Below are 17,059 nucleotides of genomic sequence, written 5' to 3'. Positions count from 1 at the left end.
GCGCCTTTTTTGTTTGCGACACGGAAACCGTGTGAGCCCAACTTACATGTTCGGGTAGTTGGGGCCGCCGGTACCTTCAGGTGCCACCCAGTTGATGTTCTGGGTGGGGTCCTTGATGTCACAGGTCTTACAATGAACACAGTTCTGGGCGTTGATTTGGAAACGTTTGTCGCCGGTGTTCTCGTCTTCCACCACTTCGTATACACCAGCCGGGCAGTAGCGCTGAGCCGGCTCGTCCCACTTAGGAAGGTTAACTTCCAGCGGCACGCTCGGATCTTTTAGCGTTAGGTGACAGGGCTGATCCTCTTCGTGGTTAGTGTTGGACAGGAATACGCTGTCCAGTTTGGCGAAGGTGATTTTGCCGTCCGGCTTCGGGTAGTCGATCTTCTTGCTTTGATCCGCCGGCTTCAGGGTGGCGTGATCCGGGGTGGTATCGCGCATGGTGAAGGGCAGTTTGCCGTTGAACAAGTTGATGTCCACAAAGGCAAAGGCGGAACCGATCAGGTTGCCGAACTTGTGCTGGGCCGGGCCGAAGTTACGCTGGGCGTGCAGTTCTTCGTAAACCCAGCTTTTCTCGAAGGCGTCTTTGTATTCGGTCAGCTCGTCGCTGCCACGGCCACCTTTAAGTGCTTCAGCCAGAATTTCAGCGGCAATCATGCCGGATTTCATGGCAGTGTGAGTGCCCTTGATCTTGGCAAAGTTCAGGGTGCCGGCATTACAGCCTACCAGCAGACCACCGGGGAAGGTCATCTTGGGTAGAGACTGCAGGCCACCTTTGGAGATAGCACGGGCGCCGTAAGAAACACGCTTGCCGCCTTCCAGATGCTTTTTGATTTCCGGGTTGGTTTTCCAGCGCTGCATTTCGTCGAACGGCGAGACGTGCGGGTTGGAGTAGGCCAAGTCGGTGATCAGGCCCAGGGCAACCTGGTTGTTCTCGATGTGATACAGGAACGCACCACCCGGGGAACCGGATTCGGTGAGCGGCCAGCCAGCGGTGTGAACTACCAGGCCTTCTTGATGTTTGGCCGGATCGATATCCCACAGCTCTTTGATACCGATGCCGTAGTGCTGCGGATCGGTTCCTTCGCGCAGGTTGAATTTTTCCTGCAGCTGCTTACCCAGGTGACCACGGCAGCCTTCCGAGAATATGGTGTACTTGGCGTGCAGCTCCATGCCAGGGGTGTAGCTGGGCTTGTGCTCGCCATCATGGCCGATACCGGAATCGCCGGTGGCAATACCTTTTACAGAGCCATCTTCGTTGTATAGCACTTCGCTAGCGGCGAAGCCTGGGAATACTTCGATGCCAAGGCCTTCGGCCTGGTCACCCAGCCAGCGGCACAGATTACCCAGGGAAATAATGTAGTTCCCTTCGTTGTGCATGGTTTTGGGAACGAACATGTTGGGTACTTTCTGTGCTTTTTCCGGGCCGGTGAGAAAGAAGATTTCATCACCGGTGACCTTGGTGTTCACCGGCGCACCCAGTTCCTGCCAGTTGGGGAACAGTTCATTCAAGGCGCGTGGCTCAAGCACGGCACCGGAAAGAATGTGGGCACCGACTTCAGAGCCTTTCTCTACAACAACAACACTGATTTCCTGACCGGTTTCCTGGGCAATTTGCCCCAGACGGCAGGCGGTTGCCAGACCGGAAGGACCGGCGCCAACGATGACTACGTCGACTTCCATAGATTCGCGTTCCACAGCCTGTCTCCTCACTATCAATTGCGTGTTTGGCCCGCAAGCCACTGAGAAAGATGTTCTGACATTTGCGGTAACAGAAAATCTTTCTCAATGGCCGGCCGAGACCTATCTTAGGGTGGCGCGGAGTATATAGAGATAGAAGAAACCACACCACTACTGGGGTTGACCCTGCGGACCTTAACTTGTGTCAACTTTTGAACCGGCGCAGGGCACTTTCAAACAAGTGTTTAGATTATCTCTTGCTAGATGGTTGATTTACAAGAAAATCACCGACTGGCAGGTCACGAAAAGCCGACAATGTATGTGGTCTATTTGCAGCAAAATCATCTGCTTACGGATTTTTGGGCTATTGACCTGTTGTGGGCGAGCGTTCAAGATAGCGGCTCTTTCGCGGGGGTGGACCCGGCAACGGCGTCATGTCGCCTCCTTCTACAAGTCACCCAATGGAACATTCCGAGGATCCTATGAAGGTTCTTGTACCCATCAAGCGAGTCGTTGATTACAACGTCAAGGTTCGCGTGAAGGCCGACAACTCTGGCGTTGATCTCGCCAATGTTAAAATGGCCATGAATCCCTTTTGTGAAATCGCTGTAGAAGAAGCAGTGCGTCTGAAAGAAAAGGGTGTGGTTACCGAAATTGTTGCCGTTACCGTCGGTCCTAAGGCCGCTCAGGAACAGCTGCGTACTGCCATGGCTCTGGGCGCCGACCGCTCCATCTTGGTCGAAACCGATGAAGAGGTTCAACCTCTGGGCATTGCTAAGGCACTGAAAGCCATCGTTGATGAAGAGAAGCCCGAGCTGGTTATTCTTGGCAAGCAGGCTATCGATGGCGACAACAACCAGACCGGCCAGATGCTGGCTGCGTTGGCTGGCATGCCGCAGGGCACCTTCGCTTCTGAAGTGGATGTGGCTGACGGTAAAGTGAAGGTTACCCGTGAAGTCGACGGTGGCCTGCAGACTGTTGAGCTGAGCCTGCCGGCAGTGGTTACCACTGACCTGCGTTTGAACGAGCCGCGTTACGCGTCTCTGCCGAATATCATGAAAGCTAAGAAAAAGCCGCTGGACACCAAGACAGCCGCTGATCTGGGCGTTGACCTGACTCCGCGTGTGACCACTGAAAAAGTGGAAGCTCCGGCTGAGCGTCAGGCTGGCATTATCGTTGGCTCCGTTGACGAGCTGGTCGAGAAACTGAAGAACGAAGCGAAGGTGATCTGATGAGTGTATTAGTTTACGCCGAACACGATAACGCCGCGCTCAACAAGGTCACCCTGAGTGTGGTTGCTGCTGCTAAAGAAATTGGCGGCGACATCACTGTGCTGGTAGCTGGTAAAGGCTGTGGCCCTGTTGCTGAGGAAGCCGCTAAAATTGATGGCGTTTCCAAAGTGCTGTGCGCAGACAACGATGCCTACGAGCATCAGCTGGCTGAAAACATTGGCGATCTGGTTGCTGAAGTTGCTGGCGATTACAGCCACATCTTGGCTGCTGCCACTACCACCGGTAAGAACTTCGCGCCTCGCGCGGCGGCTTTGCTGGACGTGGCTCAGATCTCTGAGATTTCCGACGTGATCGATGCGGATACTTTCAAGCGTCCGATCTACGCGGGTAACGCCATTGCGACCGTTAAATGTGGCGATGCCAAGAAAGTGATCACCGTGCGTGGTACTTCTTTCGATGGCGTTGCAGCAGAAGGCGGTTCTGCTTCTGTTGAGAACATCGACGTTGCTAAAGAGGCTGGCATTTCTTCCTTCGTGGGTGAAGAGCTGGCCAAGTCTGATCGTCCTGAGCTGACCTCTGCCGAGATCGTAATCTCCGGTGGTCGTGGCATGGGTAACGGCGAAAACTTCGAAATTCTGTACAAGCTGGCTGATAAGCTGGGCGCTGGCGTGGGTGCATCCCGTGCCGCCGTTGACGCAGGTTTCGTTCCTAACGACATGCAGGTCGGTCAGACCGGTAAAATCGTTGCGCCGAACCTGTACGTTGCTGTGGGCATCTCCGGTGCCATCCAGCATTTGGCCGGTATGAAAGACTCTAAGGTCATCGTTGCTATTAACAAGGACGAAGAAGCCCCCATCTTCCAGGTGGCGGACTACGGCCTAGTGGCTGACCTGTTCGAAGCAGTACCGGAGCTGGACGGCAAGCTGTAAAGCGCGCCTTCCGCACCAAAAAAACCCGGCCTTGTGCCGGGTTTTTTGTTTTTGACGTTGGGCAAAATACAATCGTGGCTATTGGATCCAAAAGTGTGAACAACGGTTATTGGTTATTTCAGATTCAATATTGTTGCTCGTTATAAATAACAGTATGAATGTGGGCGGAACACCCACACACCGTAAGGCGGTTTCGCGTTTTTGAATCTTGAACTCATTCTTCTGGGCAGGTTGAAAGCTACAAGAGCAAAGCAATGCAAATTTTCAATGGAAAAACGGCACTGGTCACCGGTGCCTCCAGCGGCATTGGTCAGGAGCTCTCTCGTCAGCTTGCGGCGATGGGATGTAACCTGATTTTGGTGGCTCGCCGTACTGAGCGGTTGGAAGCGCTTGCGGCTGAATTATGCAGGGTGTCTGTTTGCGTAATTACGTCAGATTTGGCCGACCCTTTGGTGCCACAGCAGCTGTTTGATGAGGTGGCCCGCCGTGGTCTGAAGGTGGATATTCTGATTAATAATGCGGGCTATGGGTATCAGAAAAACCTGTTGGAGTTATCGCTGGAACAAACACTCGGCATGCTAGAGGTGAACGACCGCGCTTTGCTGGCTCTCACCCGGTTATTTGCTGAGCCCATGGCGGAGAGGGGTGAGGGATGGATTTTGAATATCAGTTCTGTCTCTGCTTGGTTTCCGATTCCTGGTATGGCGACTTATGCTGCCAGTAAGGCGTTTGTGCAAACACTGGGCCGTGCTTTACACGAAGAATTGAAGCCTTGCGGGATTGTCGTCACTACCTTGAGTCCAGGTGGTACCCGCACCGAATTTTCCAGCAAGGCCCGTGGGGAAATGGATCCGTCGCTGCAGAGAACCATGATGGCAGTGAGCCCGGTGGCTCGTGCCGGTTTGGTAGGCCTTGCCAAAGGGAAGGCGGTGGTGATCCCCGGCTGGCTTTACCGTTTAATGACGTTCATAACACGTTGCCTGCCTGAACGTTGGGCGGTTCGACTTGCTGGCAGTGTGATGGGGCGTCATCGCTAGGTTTAGGCATTGTTTGTCCCGTTTTTTGTTGCGTCGCTAATCGCGACAACAACCGTTCTGCCGCGACAATTCGCCGCATTAGACCCTCCTTATGAACCACTATACTCGCGACCTACTGTTATTTCGGGGAAGGTCATGAGAAAGCCGTTTTTATTATTATTTTGCCTTACGGCACCCGCTTGGGCTAACCAGCTGGATCCCGTGCTCGTGAATGACCAGCCAGAGCACAATACGCTTTCTGTCTCTCCTGAAGTTCGCCGTAGTGAGTTGTTTGTAGAAAGCCGTTCAGTGGGGGTGCTGGATGTGGAGAGCATTGAAGATGGCCATGTGGCTAATCAGGAAGACCTTTTCAAGCGGACCCCTGGTGTTTGGGTTGCTAATCAGAATGGCGGCGATGATGTGTTTCTGTCTATCCGGGGCTCAGGGCTGTCCACGACCAGTTTTGGCCGGGGTATCGTTAGCTATCAGGATGGGGTGCCCCTATCACGGCTGGATAATGGCACGACCAACCAGTTAATCGATCCGTTGTCTTACCGTTATGTGGAAGTGTACCGGGGCGCCAGTGCACTGACGCTTGGCGCATCGGCTCTGGGTGGTGCTATTAACTATGTCAGTGAGACAGGCCGCACCGCACCGGGTATTCGGTTGCGTACCGAATTGGGTGATTACGGCTGGCGGGCCAACCGCATTACCCTCGGGGGCAAGAAAGGCAATATGGATGGTTACCTGTCCTTGAGTCAGTCTGATTACCGGGGTTACCGCGATCACTCCAGCCAGTATAACAAACGTGCCTCTGGTAACTTCGGTGTGCTTTTCGATAACGGTATCGAAAACCGGACCTATTTTTCTTCGGATGACGCTCAGCTGGAGTTGCCTGGCAGTATCCGCCGAGACCGCCTTGAAGACGATAGTCAGGAGGCTGGGGCATTTAATAAATCGTTCGATACGGATCGAAACTGGCGCGCAATCCGTTTGGCCAACCGTACTCTGATTCCTCTGGCGGGGGATCAACAACTTGTGGCCAGTGTCTTTTATAACCGGACTAACCTTGATCATTTGCCGACCCCTTTTGTGGGGATTATTGATAACAGCAGTGAGTCTATTGGTGGCGCAGTGGATTATCGAAAGCACTGGAGCAAAGGGCATACCTTGCTGGCGGGGCTGCGATATTCCTATGGCCATGACGATAACACTCGCTTCCAACATGCACAGAACGGTAAGCAAAAGGGAAATCAGTTCCTCGATGATGTGTTTCGTGTGAAACAGGTGGAGGCTTATGCTGAACAGCAATGGCAAGTCAGCGATCGCTGGCGGGTAGCGCTGGGGGCGCAATGGGTCGAGTCCGAACGTAGTTTGGATGATCTGCAAGCCAGCGTGCCGCCATTGTGCAGTAACTGCCCATTCTTTCCGCAGCCTTCCGGTGAGGCTGTGGACGACAGTTATACGGTGGATATGGGGGGCTTTTCCCCGAAGCTGGGCTTAAGCTTTACCCCGTTAGCAGGGCAAACCCTGTTCGTTCAGGTAGCACAGAGTATCGGTATGCCCTCCGGCTCAGAGCTAGGGGCACAGCCTGTGCCCGGATTACGCTTGGAGCAGCAGGAAGCCACCACCATCGAGCTTGGTTGGCGTGGCGTGGGTGATGTGCTGGACTGGGATATGGTGCTTTACCACGCCAATGTTGAAGATGAGCTGCTTAATATTGAAGTAAACGATGTGACAGCATTGTTCAATTCCCCCACTGATACAATTCACCAAGGGCTCGAAGCGGGTATCACTTGGCGCCTTCCCGGCAAAGAAAATGTGGCGCTGCAGACGGTCTACAATTGGTCCGATTTCACCTTTGATGACGATCCGATTTACGGAGACAATCAACTACCCGGCATTCCTGAGCACACTATTTTTACCGCCTTGCAGTGGCGCCCTTCTGCCCAGGTTTTGGTTGAGCCGAATCTGCGTTATGTCAGTGGTTATCCGCTCACCTATACCAACAGCGGTGGCCGCTATTGGGAAACCGCGGGCTATTCGGTTTGGGGGTTGCGCTTGAGTCGTGAGTTCAACAACGGTCTGAAAGTATATTTCGATGGCCGCAATCTGGGCGATAAAGTGTATGCCAGCACCGGCAGTATCAGCACGGCACCGGCGTTAGCCTCTCCGTTTAATCCCAACCCAGTGGCCAGCGTTACCCCCGGTATTGGCCGCTCACTTTATGTCGGCGCGGAGTATCGTCTGTGATGCGTTTTCTGATGACTTGGCATCGCCGCGCAGCCTGGTTAGTCGCGGTGCCATTGATGTTATGGTTACTGAGCGGGCTGTTACATCCCTTGATGGCGTGGGTGTTGAAGCCGCCTATGGAGGGCCACCAAATTGTTAGGCCTTTGCTGCCTAGCGCGGCTGAGGTCAGGCCGGTTGATGTTTTGCTGCAGGAGAAGGACATTGATGCGGTCACGAATGTTCAGCTGCAACAAATCGACGGAGGTTGGCAATACCGGGTAGTGGAGGCGGGACATACTCAACCGCGTTACTTTCATGCCGATAGCAGTGAAGAAATCGCCCATGGAGATCGTTTGCACGCCATCTGGCTGGCCAGAATGCTGGTGGATGATCCTGATGCGGGCATTCTTTCTGCCATACCGTTAGAGCAGTTCAGCAATGAATACCGTGAAGTTAACCGTCTGTTGCCCGTTTGGCGGGTGGCACTAGAGCGTGAGGACGGATTAACACTGTACTTGGATACGGAGCAGCAGCGGCTAGCCAGTGCGGCTACCTGGGGTCGGCGACAAGCGCTCAAGGCATTTTCTTGGTTCCATAGCTGGCACTGGTTGCCGCACGCCGCGCGTACTCCCGTGGTGCTGCTGTTTTCCGTTCCCTTGCTATTGATGTCACTGGGGGGGCTGATACTGCTCGTTCGGCGCTGGCGCCATTTAAACAAGGGCAATGGCGTGCGTCGTTGGCATCGCTGGTTGACTCTGGTCGGTGGGCTCTCTTTGTTTGGCTTTGCCAGCAGTGGTGTACATGTGGCGATTGATAAATTGAATCCGCCGCAATGGATAGATTTTCGGGATGACACGCTAATAGCAGTATCTTCATTGGCGACGAATCCGCTGATGCTAATGGATCGTGCAGTGGCGGTACGGCCGGTGCAAGTGGGTGACGACGTGTTGTGGCAATTCCAACAACAGGGTGAGAACGGCGTGACGGCACTGCAGTATGTTAATGCCGTGAAGGGCGAGAAGGTGACCGGTGCCGATGAAGCCTATGCGAAGAAACTGGTAGAGCGCTTTGTGGGTGAGTCCGTTGAGGTCCGAGACACAGAGCTACTTACGAAATTTCGTTTTGATTATCCTAGTGTCTACAAGCGTTTACCGGTGCGCAAGTTGTCGTTGGTGAATCAGCCGCAGCTGGCCATGCTGGTGGAAACTCGCAGTGGCCATATGGCTAACGAAGTCACTCCTTCTTCCATTCTACGTGCACTGCATTTCATCAATTTACATAAGTACCATTTCGTGGGCCGCCTAGGCCTATCCCCCCCGCAGCGAGATGCCGTAATGGTGGTTCTGGTGTTGCTGATCCTTGCCGCACTGGTGTCCGGTATGCTGCTAGCTTGGAGGAGATTGGGCAAAGGTTAAGCGCGTTGGCTGGCGACCAGCTTATCGCTATTGCAGCACGTTTAACCTGTGCCAGTGTGGCCACCCAGTCCCTGGGCCGTTTCTTCGGCCCGGGAGCAATTTCGCGCTACTTTTGAGTAGCGCGACACCTCTTGTGCCTCTTGGGCAAAGCTACTCTGCCGAAGGGGGTGGCTATCGACAATGCGGGAGTGTTCGCTATGCAGCACGCTCACGCTACCGGTGCTGAGTCAGATCCCGTTCCGTTGTTACTGTTTGCGTGATCACCATTGTGTGTCTTGCACGCTCGCTGATATCTCCCTGTCATGGCGTTGATGTAGTGTGGTTCCTTGAATTTTCGGTTCAACTCGCCGTTTCCTGTACCGCGGCAGGGATTATCTTGTTCCTAGCAATTTTGATGGAGCAGGGCAGGGCGTTGCCTCCTAGCCACAGCCAGGCCTTAAGCGAGTTCGAAGGGGTATAGAGCCCGCATCAATCACTTCGCCACCAGCCTGGTAATGGTGATGATGGTGGCCAGAATAGTGCATTAAAGCCATGTGTTTTTTTGCTTTGCACTTTATTGGCCCTTGGTAAGCCTCTGTGGTGATTTTTTACAGGCTAATGGGGGCATGTTTTGGCACAGGACTTGCTGCTTTATGCATTAGCAATACAAAAAGGACGATGCTTTTAGCGTGCTTCATTAACAGGGACGATGCCATGCGTTCATTACAGTTGCCGGCAGTGCCCGGTTTCGATGAGATGATAGCGCCGGGCGGTGAGGTGCGACCTCACTACACGAGCTACCATGATTGGTTGCTCCGACAGGACCGAAGCTTACTGCTACGTAAGCGCAAGGAAGCAGAGCTGCAGTTTCATCGTGTTGGGATTACGTTCAATGTTTACGGCGAGGAGAGCGGCACCGAACGACTTATCCCGTTTGATACCCTGCCGCGTGTCTTACCTGCCAGTGAGTGGAGTTTGTTGGAACGCGGTGCTATTCAGCGTGTTCAGGCACTGAATCTATTCCTGCATGATATTTACCACGACCAGAATATTATTCGCGACGGGCGTATTCCCGCAGAGCAGATTTTTGGTAATGCCCAATATCAGCCCTGTATGCAGGATGTTGACCTCCCCAATCAGGTCTATTCGCAAATCAGCGGGGTCGATCTTATTCGGGATGGTGAAGGATCTTGGTTTGTATTGGAGGACAACCTACGTACCCCTTCGGGGGTAAGCTACATGATTGAAAACCGGCGCATGATGATGCGCCTTTTTCCTGAATTGTTCGCCGGGCAGAGCGTGGCGCCAGTTGAGCACTACCCAGCATTGTTGCTGGAGACATTGCAGCAAAGCGCCACTCACAGCCATCCCTGCGTTGTGTTACTTACCCCGGGGCAGTTTAACAGTGCTTATTTTGAGCATGCCTTTTTGGCCCAGCAGATGGGTATCGAATTGGTAGAAGGCGCTGATCTGTTTGTAAAGAATGGTTATGTCTATATGCGGACTACCGCGGGCCCGCAGAAGGTGGACGTGATTTATCGGCGTATCGATGATGCGTTTCTTGATCCACTCGCGTTCCGTTCGGATTCCATGCTCGGCGTTCCCGGATTGATCTCGGTTTACCGTCAGGGGAACGTGGTGCTGGCCAATGCGGTGGGTACCGGAGTGGGCGATGACAAATCTATCTATCCCTATGTGCCGGATATGATTCGATTCTATCTTGATGAGGAACCGATTCTCTCCAATGTCCCTACTTGGCAATGCCGAAAACAGGACGATCTGAAGGTAGTGTTGGAAAAATTACCGGAACTGGTTGTTAAAGAGGTTCATGGCGCCGGTGGTTACGGGATGTTGGTGGGGCCAGCAGCCAGTCAAACAGAAATTGAATCGTTTCGAGCGCGGCTGTTAGCGGATCCCGATAATTACATTGCACAACCCACTTTGTCATTGTCTACATGCCCGGTGTTTGTTGACGAAGGTATTGCCCCTCGACACATTGACCTGCGACCTTTTGTGCTCAGCAGTAACGAACCCCGAGTCGTACCCGGTGGGCTGACACGGGTTGCGCTTAAGCCCGGTTCCTTGGTTGTTAATTCCTCACAGGGTGGTGGTACCAAGGATACTTGGGTTTTGGAGAGCGGGGAGGACAGCACATGCTGAGTCGTACGGCATCCGACCTATACTGGCTATCACGTGACGTCGAACGGGCAGAAAATACCGCCCGGGTGCTGGACGTGGTGTGGAATCTGTCACTGATTCGTTACGCGGTCGATACCCAGCAGGAAATTACGGCGCCATTGTCCATTACCGGTACCTGGGATGACTATAGCGCCCGTTATGGCAAGGTAACCACGAATAATGTGCTGTACTTTTTTACCCTTGACCCTGACAGCCCAGCCAGCATTTATTCCTGTCTTCGCCAGGCCCGAGCCAGTGCTCATGCGGTGCGAGGAAAAATCACTTCAGAAATGTGGGAAAGCGTTAACGGTACTTGGCTAGAGCTCAAGGAAATCAGTCAAACCGGGCTGCAGAATTATGGCGAAACCGCTTTCTTTGAGTGGGTGAAAAATCGATCACACCTGTTCCGTGGGGCTACCTATGGCACCCTGATGAGAAGCGATACTTTTCGTTTTTTACGCTTGGGGACCTTTATTGAAAGGGCGGATAACACCGCTCGTATTCTCGATGTTAAACACCGGGAAGAAGAATCGGAGAGTGACTCCACGGTGGATTATTACCGTTGGCATGCCTTGCTACGTTCATTGGGAGGGTACGAAGCTTTTCGCGAAATGTTTAGTGAAACTATTAATGCCGAGCGCGTTGCCGAGTTGTTGATTCTCAGGCCGGAAGTTCCCCGGTCGTTGTTATCGTGTCTGCAAATGTTGTGTGAGCTTCTGCCTGCCATTGAAGGAGAGGCGGGACTTGAGGCTAAACGCTTAGCTGCTGTGCAACTTGCTCGTCTTCAATATGGCGACATGGGGCATATTCTTGAGATTGGACTGCATAACTACCTGACTGATTTCTTGCGCCGGATTAATGAACTGGCTGACACCATTCAGAGTGAATACCTGGAGCTGGTATGGAATTAACAATACGACATAGCACGGAATATCGTTATTCGGAACGGGTTAAGCACAGTACCCAGTACCTGCGGCTGACCCCCAGACCTTCGCTACGACAAAAAGTGCTGAACTGGACAATGGACTTGCCTGAACATGCGGAGAAAGTATCCGATGGGTATAACAATATCCTCCACGTGCTTACTCTGGATAGGCCCCACCAGGCTATTAATCTGACGGTACATGGACAGGTTGAGATTACGGATGAGGATAGCGAAGATGCCGATCAGCGCCTTTCTCCGCTGGTCTTTACACGTAATACCTCGTTGACAAAGGCGGATGATTGTCTGGAAGAGCTAGCTCACCGATATGATGGCATGTCAGCGGAGCGCCATTTGGAAAATCTGAGCGAAGCAATACTTAGTGGCATGCCTTTTACACCAGGGGCAACACACGTAGGAAGCCGTGCCAGTGACGCCTGGAGCTTGCAGAAAGGGGTGTGCCAGGATCATACCCACGTATTTTTGGCGTGTTGCCGTGCACTGGGAATGCCTGCGCGTTACGTTAGCGGTTATCTGTATAGTCGCGATTCAGAGCATGTGGCTAGCCATGCATGGGCTGAAGTTTGGCATGATGACAGTTGGCATACCTTCGATGTTACCAATCAAACCTGTTTGCCGCGCCAGCATTTGAAACTGGCGGTGGGCATGGATTACCTAGATGCTTGTCCTGTTCGTGGCGTCCGCTTCGGGGGTGGGGTAGAGTCGCTCGAAGCTGTGGCATGGGTTAGCGAGACCGTGCCTTCACAATCTCAGTGATGACACGGAGTAGCTCGGCATGACGTATTGTGTGGCCATGGGACTGGAGCAGGGGTTGGTCTTTGCGGCTGATTCACGAACCAATGCCGGAGTAGATCAGATCGCTACCTACCGTAAACTTCACAAGTTTGAAGTAGCAGGCGAGCGCGCTGTTGTGATACTCAGCGCGGGCAATCTGGCAACGACCCAGAGTGTGATCAGCCTGCTTAATATGCGTTTGGGTAGTGATCGGCCTAATCTTCATGGCGTGTCTTCCATGTATGATGTTGCCAGCGTGGTGGGCAGCACGTGCCGGGAAGTGATTATGCGTGATTCCGGGCAAAGCCAAAGCAGCGTAAATTTTGGCAGCAGTTTCATTGTTGGAGGCCAAATACAAGGCGAAGCTCCACGCCTTTTTCTTGTTTATCCGGAAGGCAATTTTATTGAGAGCACTCGGGATACTCCCTATTTCCAGATTGGTGAAACCAAGTATGGCAAGCCAATCTTGGACCGTGTGGTGGACTATTCGCTTTCGCTAAAAGATGCAGCAAAATGTGCACTTATTAGCTTGGATTCTACTATCCGTTCTAACTTATCGGTGGGCTTACCCCTTGATGTGTTGCTCTACCAGAAAGACAGCCTCAGCCTGAATAATCACCACAATGTTACGGAGAACGATGCGAATTTTCGCGCCCTGGGTGAGGCATGGTCGCAAGGACTACGGGAAGCTTTTTCTTGTTTGCCCGATGTGCAGTGGTAAGTCATCGGATTGAGCCTACAAACCGTTTTCCAGAGGCACCCCGAATATAGTTACACGTCTGCAGCAAGAAAGCGTTGGGCTACACTTCAGAAGAGGGTTGGCTGAGATTACTGGCTAAACCTGATCCTAGTATGGCGAGGGGGAGTCCTGCTGTGGGGGACTGGCGTGGTCAAAAAGCGAAATAGAGATGGCCGCACCCTGGTTTGGGTGCGGCTTCTTAGTATTAATACGCGCATTTATTGCAGATGTTGCATGTTGGATGAGCGGTGTTGCCTATCACTTATCCACATTATCGTAAAACATGTAGCGCGCTGTTTCGTATTGGCCTCGGGCAAGATCAAATAGTTGCTTAAAGGCTTCAGGATGTTGCGCGGCTTCGTCATGGCTGGGGGTGTCACTATGCAGATCATGCAAGGTGGCATTGCTGCCATCAGCATTTATCCGGACTAGAAAATCTTTTGTCACCATGCCGTAGATTGGACTGGGGCCTTCCCTCAGCACCACAAAATTGGCGCGATCGCCTTCGGGAGCAGGAATTTGGAAGTCCCGACCAAGGGTGGTGTTTGGATATTGCAGCCCTAGCATACCGGCTATGGTGGGGAGCACGTCCACTAGGCCTACCGATTCCTTGATGACCCTGGGTTTAAGATACTTGGGGGCATACAGGATGTGTGGCACATGGTTGCTTTCTAATTCCAGCTGATCCATGGCCGGCATGTGTGGCAAGGTGGTGATTCGATTACTGTGATCGCCGAAGAATACGAAGATGGTGTTGTCGAAGTAATCGCTTTCTTTGGCCCATTGCATGTATTTACCCACGTTGTAATCCAGCAGGCGTACTGCGTTGAACTGGGCTGCGCTTCGGAAGCCAAATTTGGCTAGCTCTTCATCGGATAGGTCCGTGCGGGCTTGGAAGTCACCGTTATTCTCAGGAATGGTGAAAGGCCGGTGGTTGCCTGCGGTTTGGATAAAGGCAAAGAAAGGTTGATCTTCCGGTAGCTCAGCGAGAATTTGGTTAGATTCCCGGAATAGGTTCAGGTCGGAAATGCCCCAGACGTCCACGTCCGGGGATTGCCAGTCACCTTCTTCATGCAGTTCGAGTCCGTCGATGGTTTGCTGTACGAAGCCATCCAGATTTGCCCAGCCGGCATTCCCGCCAATGAAATAGAATTTTCGGTATCCCTCAAATGCGTTCAGCACTGTGCGTTGGTGACTGGTCAGAGGGTTGCGACTGGCGCTTTCAATTGGAGCCACATCTGGGATACCGGTAAACGTGGCCCATATCGTTTTGGCGGTGCCAGTTACTGGGACATAGAAATGCTCGAAACGCCAGCCATCGTGGCCCAGTTGATCTAGGTTCGGGGTGCTCTCAACGGGTAAACCGTAGCTGCTTACACGGCTGGCGCCCAGTGACTCAAGCATGATGAAGACCACATTAGGGGGGCGGTCATAATCAAGCTTGTGACTCTGTACATCCATCATGCGCGTAAAATTCAAATCCTGACGTTGATGTTCGGGGATGCCAAGGTGATCGGCAATCAGGGGGTAATACTCGGTAACTTTATCCTCATCAAAGGGGGAAACAGGAATGACCAGCGTGTCGCGAAAGTAGAGAACAGGATTGAGACCCAAGGCGCCGATAGCCCGGTCTCCGGAGACAAAGGCTTCACTCCAGCGAAGCGGAATCGGGTTGAGAATGTTGATGTTGCTGACTCGACCAAGAATGGCAAAGAAGAAAAGAGTGAAGCAAACCAAAAACCCGGCAGTGGCCTGTAGCCAAGAAATTTTTGTGGCGGGTCGTTGCAGTAACTTGTGTTCGGCTATTCTGGCAAGCCAATAACAAACCGCCACGCCGGCAATTAAGCCCAAGGTGATCCAGATTACCGGATAACTTTCCCAGACCATCAAGGTGGAGTCTCGAGTGTCTTGCAAGAAACGCAGGGCAGTCACGTTGAGCCGTTCGCCTAAATAGGCATAGTGGCCAAAATCAAGAACATAGGTGAGACCGAGCAGGACCAAAACAATGATTAGGTAGCTATGGGCAAGAAACCGCATCAGGCCGCTGTTTAGTATGTTAAACCGTGGCAGGTAGGCCAAGGCGGCTAACGGCAGCATTATCAGCAGGGCGAGTCGCAAGTCAAAACGCAGTCCAATGCCCAAGGCGCTAAGCACGGCTTCAGAGTCTGCGGTTGTTGAGGATGGAATTTCTGAAAAGCCAAAATAAAAGACGACACGTAGTACAACCATCAACGAGAAAAAGAGAGCGGTGATGGCCAGCAGATACTGCAGACGTCGGGATTTCAACCAGGTCATGTCATTGTCTCCATACTGGCGAAACTAAAAAAGGGGCGCCTATGCTACCGGCAAGGAGGAACAAGCGCATGGGAAAACACATTTTTTGGCTGTTTTATGTGCATTGTTGCTGGTTATGGCGCCGTTAATCCTCTTTGAGCCGGCATAATGACTTTTACTGGCTTCGCAGGAATGGTAAATAAAGCACCGCAAATTCAAAACACGCAGAAGTGAGAGACCATGACATTCGATGAGATTCTAGCCACGATTGATGGCCAGGGTAACGCCACGTTTCCAGAAGGGTGGGGGCAGGGCCGGACCTTATTTGGTGGCCTGGTGGGGGCGGTGCTGTTTGAACATTTAGAAAAAACCGTGGCTCGCGGGAGGTTTCTACGCAGTTTTTCTCTCTCTTTTGTCGCCCCTGCGGTGCCGGGTCCGGTGGCACTAGACGAGACTGTGTTTCGGGAAGGCAAATCCGTTATGCAGGCCATGGTCTCCGCCCGTCAAGGAGGGCAGGTGGTAGCGGTTATGTTGGCCAGCTTTGGGGCCAGTCGCCAATCCAGTGTAGTGGTAGAAGGGCCATCGGCCCCAGTGATGAAATCTCCAGAGCAGAGTATTTCGGTACCGTTTATCAAAGGATTGACGCCGGATTTTTTTTCCCATTTTAATATCCATTACGCAGAAGGCATGCCGCCGTTCAGTGGCAGTTCTGAGCCCGATTACGGTGGTTACATGGGGTTTACTGTGCCGCCGGAAACCATGAGCACCGCAGCGCTGATTGCATTGGTGGATACCTGGGCGCCTTCAGTTTTACCTCTGCTCAAAGGGCCAGCACCCGCCAGTTCCTTGACCTGGACCATGGAGCTCTTGGATGACCCTAGTGTCCACTCGCCGGAGACTTTATGGCAATATCGGGTAAACACGGACCAATGCAGTGATGGCTATGGTCAAAGTCAGGCGGTGGTTTGGGATGCTGCGGGTAAGGCTGTGGCGTTGAGTCGACAAACCTTTACGGTATTTGCATGAAATCGGAACTGGTGCCACTCACGGCGCGGACTTTAGGTAAGCAAGTGCCTCGTCGTGGGCACTGGCTGTTGGCGGCGCTAGGGCGGCTGATTTTGACTGTTATGGGGTGGCGTATTGTTGGTGATTTGCCCGATACGCCTCGGGCAGTTTTGGCGGTGGCGCCACACACGTCGAACATAGACGGGGTCATTGGTATCAGTGCTATTCAGTCTTTGCGCTTGGATGTGCGCTTCATGGGTAAGCACACGTTGTTTAAAGGTCGTCTTGGGCGGTTCATGTACTGGCTGGGCGGCATCCCTGTGAATCGAGAAAGTGCCAGGGATGTGGTGGACCAGACGACGTCGGTGATGGGGGAAACACCATTTTGGCTTGGGCTAACGCCGGAGGGGACGCGTAAAGGCGCCAAGCGTTGGAAAACCGGGTTTTACCGTATTGCTGAGCAAATGCAGGTGCCGATTGTCGTGTTAGGTTTCTGTTACCGGCGCCGGCAGGTCCGGATTGTAGATTGCTTTCTGCCGACGGGCGATATTGATGCTGATATGGCGCGAATGACCGCGTCGTTGGCGGATATTGTTCCGCGCAAACCTGCGCAGTTATCCGCCCCGCTGAAAGCGGAAAAAGCTGCTCGCGGCATTGATTGAT

General features: G+C 52.9%; 13 protein-coding genes. 11 read left to right on the top strand and 2 right to left on the bottom strand.

Going from position 1 to position 17,059, the window contains the following annotated elements; translation table 11 throughout:
* Positions 1–42: 42 nt before the first annotated feature.
* On the bottom strand, positions 43–1,698 hold the full coding sequence (locus Y017_RS01415) for an electron transfer flavoprotein-ubiquinone oxidoreductase (protein WP_011588383.1): 1,656 nt from the start codon (positions 1,696–1,698) through the stop codon (positions 43–45).
* A 464-nt stretch (positions 1,699–2,162) separates the two neighbouring features.
* On the opposite strand from Y017_RS01415, the gene Y017_RS01410 reads away from it, so the two are divergent.
* The 9 genes from Y017_RS01410 (at position 2,163) to Y017_RS01370 (ending at position 13,099) form a co-directional block, all read left to right on the top strand.
* On the top strand, positions 2,163–2,912 hold the full coding sequence (locus Y017_RS01410; protein ID WP_011588384.1) for an electron transfer flavoprotein subunit beta/FixA family protein: 750 nt from the start codon (positions 2,163–2,165) through the stop codon (positions 2,910–2,912).
* Entirely contained in the window at positions 2,912–3,841 is a 930-nt protein-coding gene (locus Y017_RS01405) for an electron transfer flavoprotein subunit alpha/FixB family protein (protein WP_035458389.1), read from the top strand. The genes Y017_RS01410 and Y017_RS01405 overlap by 1 nt, the downstream gene beginning before the upstream one ends.
* Positions 3,842–4,095: 254 nt before the next feature.
* The gene (locus Y017_RS01400; protein WP_011588386.1) at positions 4,096–4,878 is read left to right on the top strand and encodes an SDR family oxidoreductase; all 783 of its coding nucleotides are present in this window, start codon (positions 4,096–4,098) and stop codon (positions 4,876–4,878) included.
* 207 nt (positions 4,879–5,085) lie between these two features.
* On the top strand, positions 5,086–7,110 hold the full coding sequence (locus Y017_RS01395) for a TonB-dependent receptor domain-containing protein (RefSeq protein ID WP_231483327.1): 2,025 nt from the start codon (positions 5,086–5,088) through the stop codon (positions 7,108–7,110).
* Entirely contained in the window at positions 7,107–8,504 is a 1,398-nt protein-coding gene (locus Y017_RS01390) for a hypothetical protein (RefSeq protein ID WP_144412628.1), read from the top strand. The genes Y017_RS01395 and Y017_RS01390 overlap by 4 nt, the downstream gene beginning before the upstream one ends.
* A 693-nt stretch (positions 8,505–9,197) precedes the next feature.
* A complete protein-coding gene (locus Y017_RS01385; RefSeq protein ID WP_035458388.1) occupies positions 9,198–10,643 on the top strand; it encodes a circularly permuted type 2 ATP-grasp protein in 1,446 nt (481 codons plus the stop codon).
* Complete coding sequence (locus Y017_RS01380) at positions 10,637–11,572, top strand: alpha-E domain-containing protein (protein ID WP_011588390.1); 936 nt, start codon at positions 10,637–10,639, stop codon at positions 11,570–11,572. The genes Y017_RS01385 and Y017_RS01380 overlap by 7 nt, the downstream gene beginning before the upstream one ends.
* The gene (locus Y017_RS01375; protein WP_011588391.1) at positions 11,563–12,360 is read left to right on the top strand and encodes a transglutaminase family protein; all 798 of its coding nucleotides are present in this window, start codon (positions 11,563–11,565) and stop codon (positions 12,358–12,360) included. Before Y017_RS01380 ends, Y017_RS01375 begins: the two co-directional genes overlap by 10 nt.
* 19 nt (positions 12,361–12,379) lie before the next feature.
* On the top strand, positions 12,380–13,099 hold the full coding sequence (locus Y017_RS01370) for a proteasome-type protease (protein ID WP_011588392.1): 720 nt from the start codon (positions 12,380–12,382) through the stop codon (positions 13,097–13,099).
* Between the two features lie 276 nt (positions 13,100–13,375).
* Here Y017_RS01370 and Y017_RS01365 read toward each other — a convergent pair whose 3' ends face one another.
* Complete coding sequence (locus Y017_RS01365) at positions 13,376–15,412, bottom strand: LTA synthase family protein (RefSeq protein WP_035458382.1); 2,037 nt, start codon at positions 15,410–15,412, stop codon at positions 13,376–13,378.
* A 219-nt stretch (positions 15,413–15,631) separates the two neighbouring features.
* Here Y017_RS01365 and Y017_RS01360 point away from each other — a divergent pair, with 219 nt between their 5' ends.
* Both Y017_RS01360 and Y017_RS01355 read left to right on the top strand, forming a co-directional pair.
* A complete protein-coding gene (locus Y017_RS01360; protein ID WP_011588394.1) occupies positions 15,632–16,417 on the top strand; it encodes an acyl-CoA thioesterase II in 786 nt (261 codons plus the stop codon).
* Positions 16,414–17,058 (top strand): 1-acyl-sn-glycerol-3-phosphate acyltransferase, encoded by a 645-nt coding sequence (locus Y017_RS01355; protein ID WP_011588395.1) that lies wholly within the window; start codon positions 16,414–16,416, stop codon positions 17,056–17,058. Before Y017_RS01360 ends, Y017_RS01355 begins: the two co-directional genes overlap by 4 nt.
* The last annotated feature ends 1 nt before the right edge of the window (position 17,059 follow it).

It is taken from the genome of Alcanivorax sp. 97CO-5 (genome assembly GCF_000524665.1).
Classification (GTDB): domain Bacteria; phylum Pseudomonadota; class Gammaproteobacteria; order Pseudomonadales; family Alcanivoracaceae; genus Alcanivorax; species Alcanivorax borkumensis.
This window is presented reverse-complemented; position numbering and strand designations above follow the sequence as displayed.

What these genes read in the sequence shown, in the direction of transcription:
- Y017_RS01410 (WP_011588384.1), top strand. Translation starts at nt 2,163, where the DNA reads ATGAAGGTTCTTGTACCCATCAAGCGAGTCGTTGATTACAACGTCAAG.
- Y017_RS01405 (WP_035458389.1), top strand. Translation starts at nt 2,912, where the DNA reads ATGAGTGTATTAGTTTACGCCGAACACGATAACGCCGCGCTCAACAAG.
- Y017_RS01365 (WP_035458382.1), bottom strand. Translation starts at nt 15,412, where the DNA reads ATGACCTGGTTGAAATCCCGACGTCTGCAGTATCTGCTGGCCATCACC.
- Y017_RS01355 (WP_011588395.1), top strand. Translation starts at nt 16,414, where the DNA reads ATGAAATCGGAACTGGTGCCACTCACGGCGCGGACTTTAGGTAAGCAA.
- Y017_RS01380 (WP_011588390.1), top strand. Translation starts at nt 10,637, where the DNA reads ATGCTGAGTCGTACGGCATCCGACCTATACTGGCTATCACGTGACGTC.
- Y017_RS01375 (WP_011588391.1), top strand. Translation starts at nt 11,563, where the DNA reads ATGGAATTAACAATACGACATAGCACGGAATATCGTTATTCGGAACGG.
- Y017_RS01370 (WP_011588392.1), top strand. Translation starts at nt 12,380, where the DNA reads ATGACGTATTGTGTGGCCATGGGACTGGAGCAGGGGTTGGTCTTTGCG.
- Y017_RS01360 (WP_011588394.1), top strand. Translation starts at nt 15,632, where the DNA reads ATGACATTCGATGAGATTCTAGCCACGATTGATGGCCAGGGTAACGCC.
- Y017_RS01385 (WP_035458388.1), top strand. Translation starts at nt 9,198, where the DNA reads ATGCGTTCATTACAGTTGCCGGCAGTGCCCGGTTTCGATGAGATGATA.
- Y017_RS01400 (WP_011588386.1), top strand. Translation starts at nt 4,096, where the DNA reads ATGCAAATTTTCAATGGAAAAACGGCACTGGTCACCGGTGCCTCCAGC.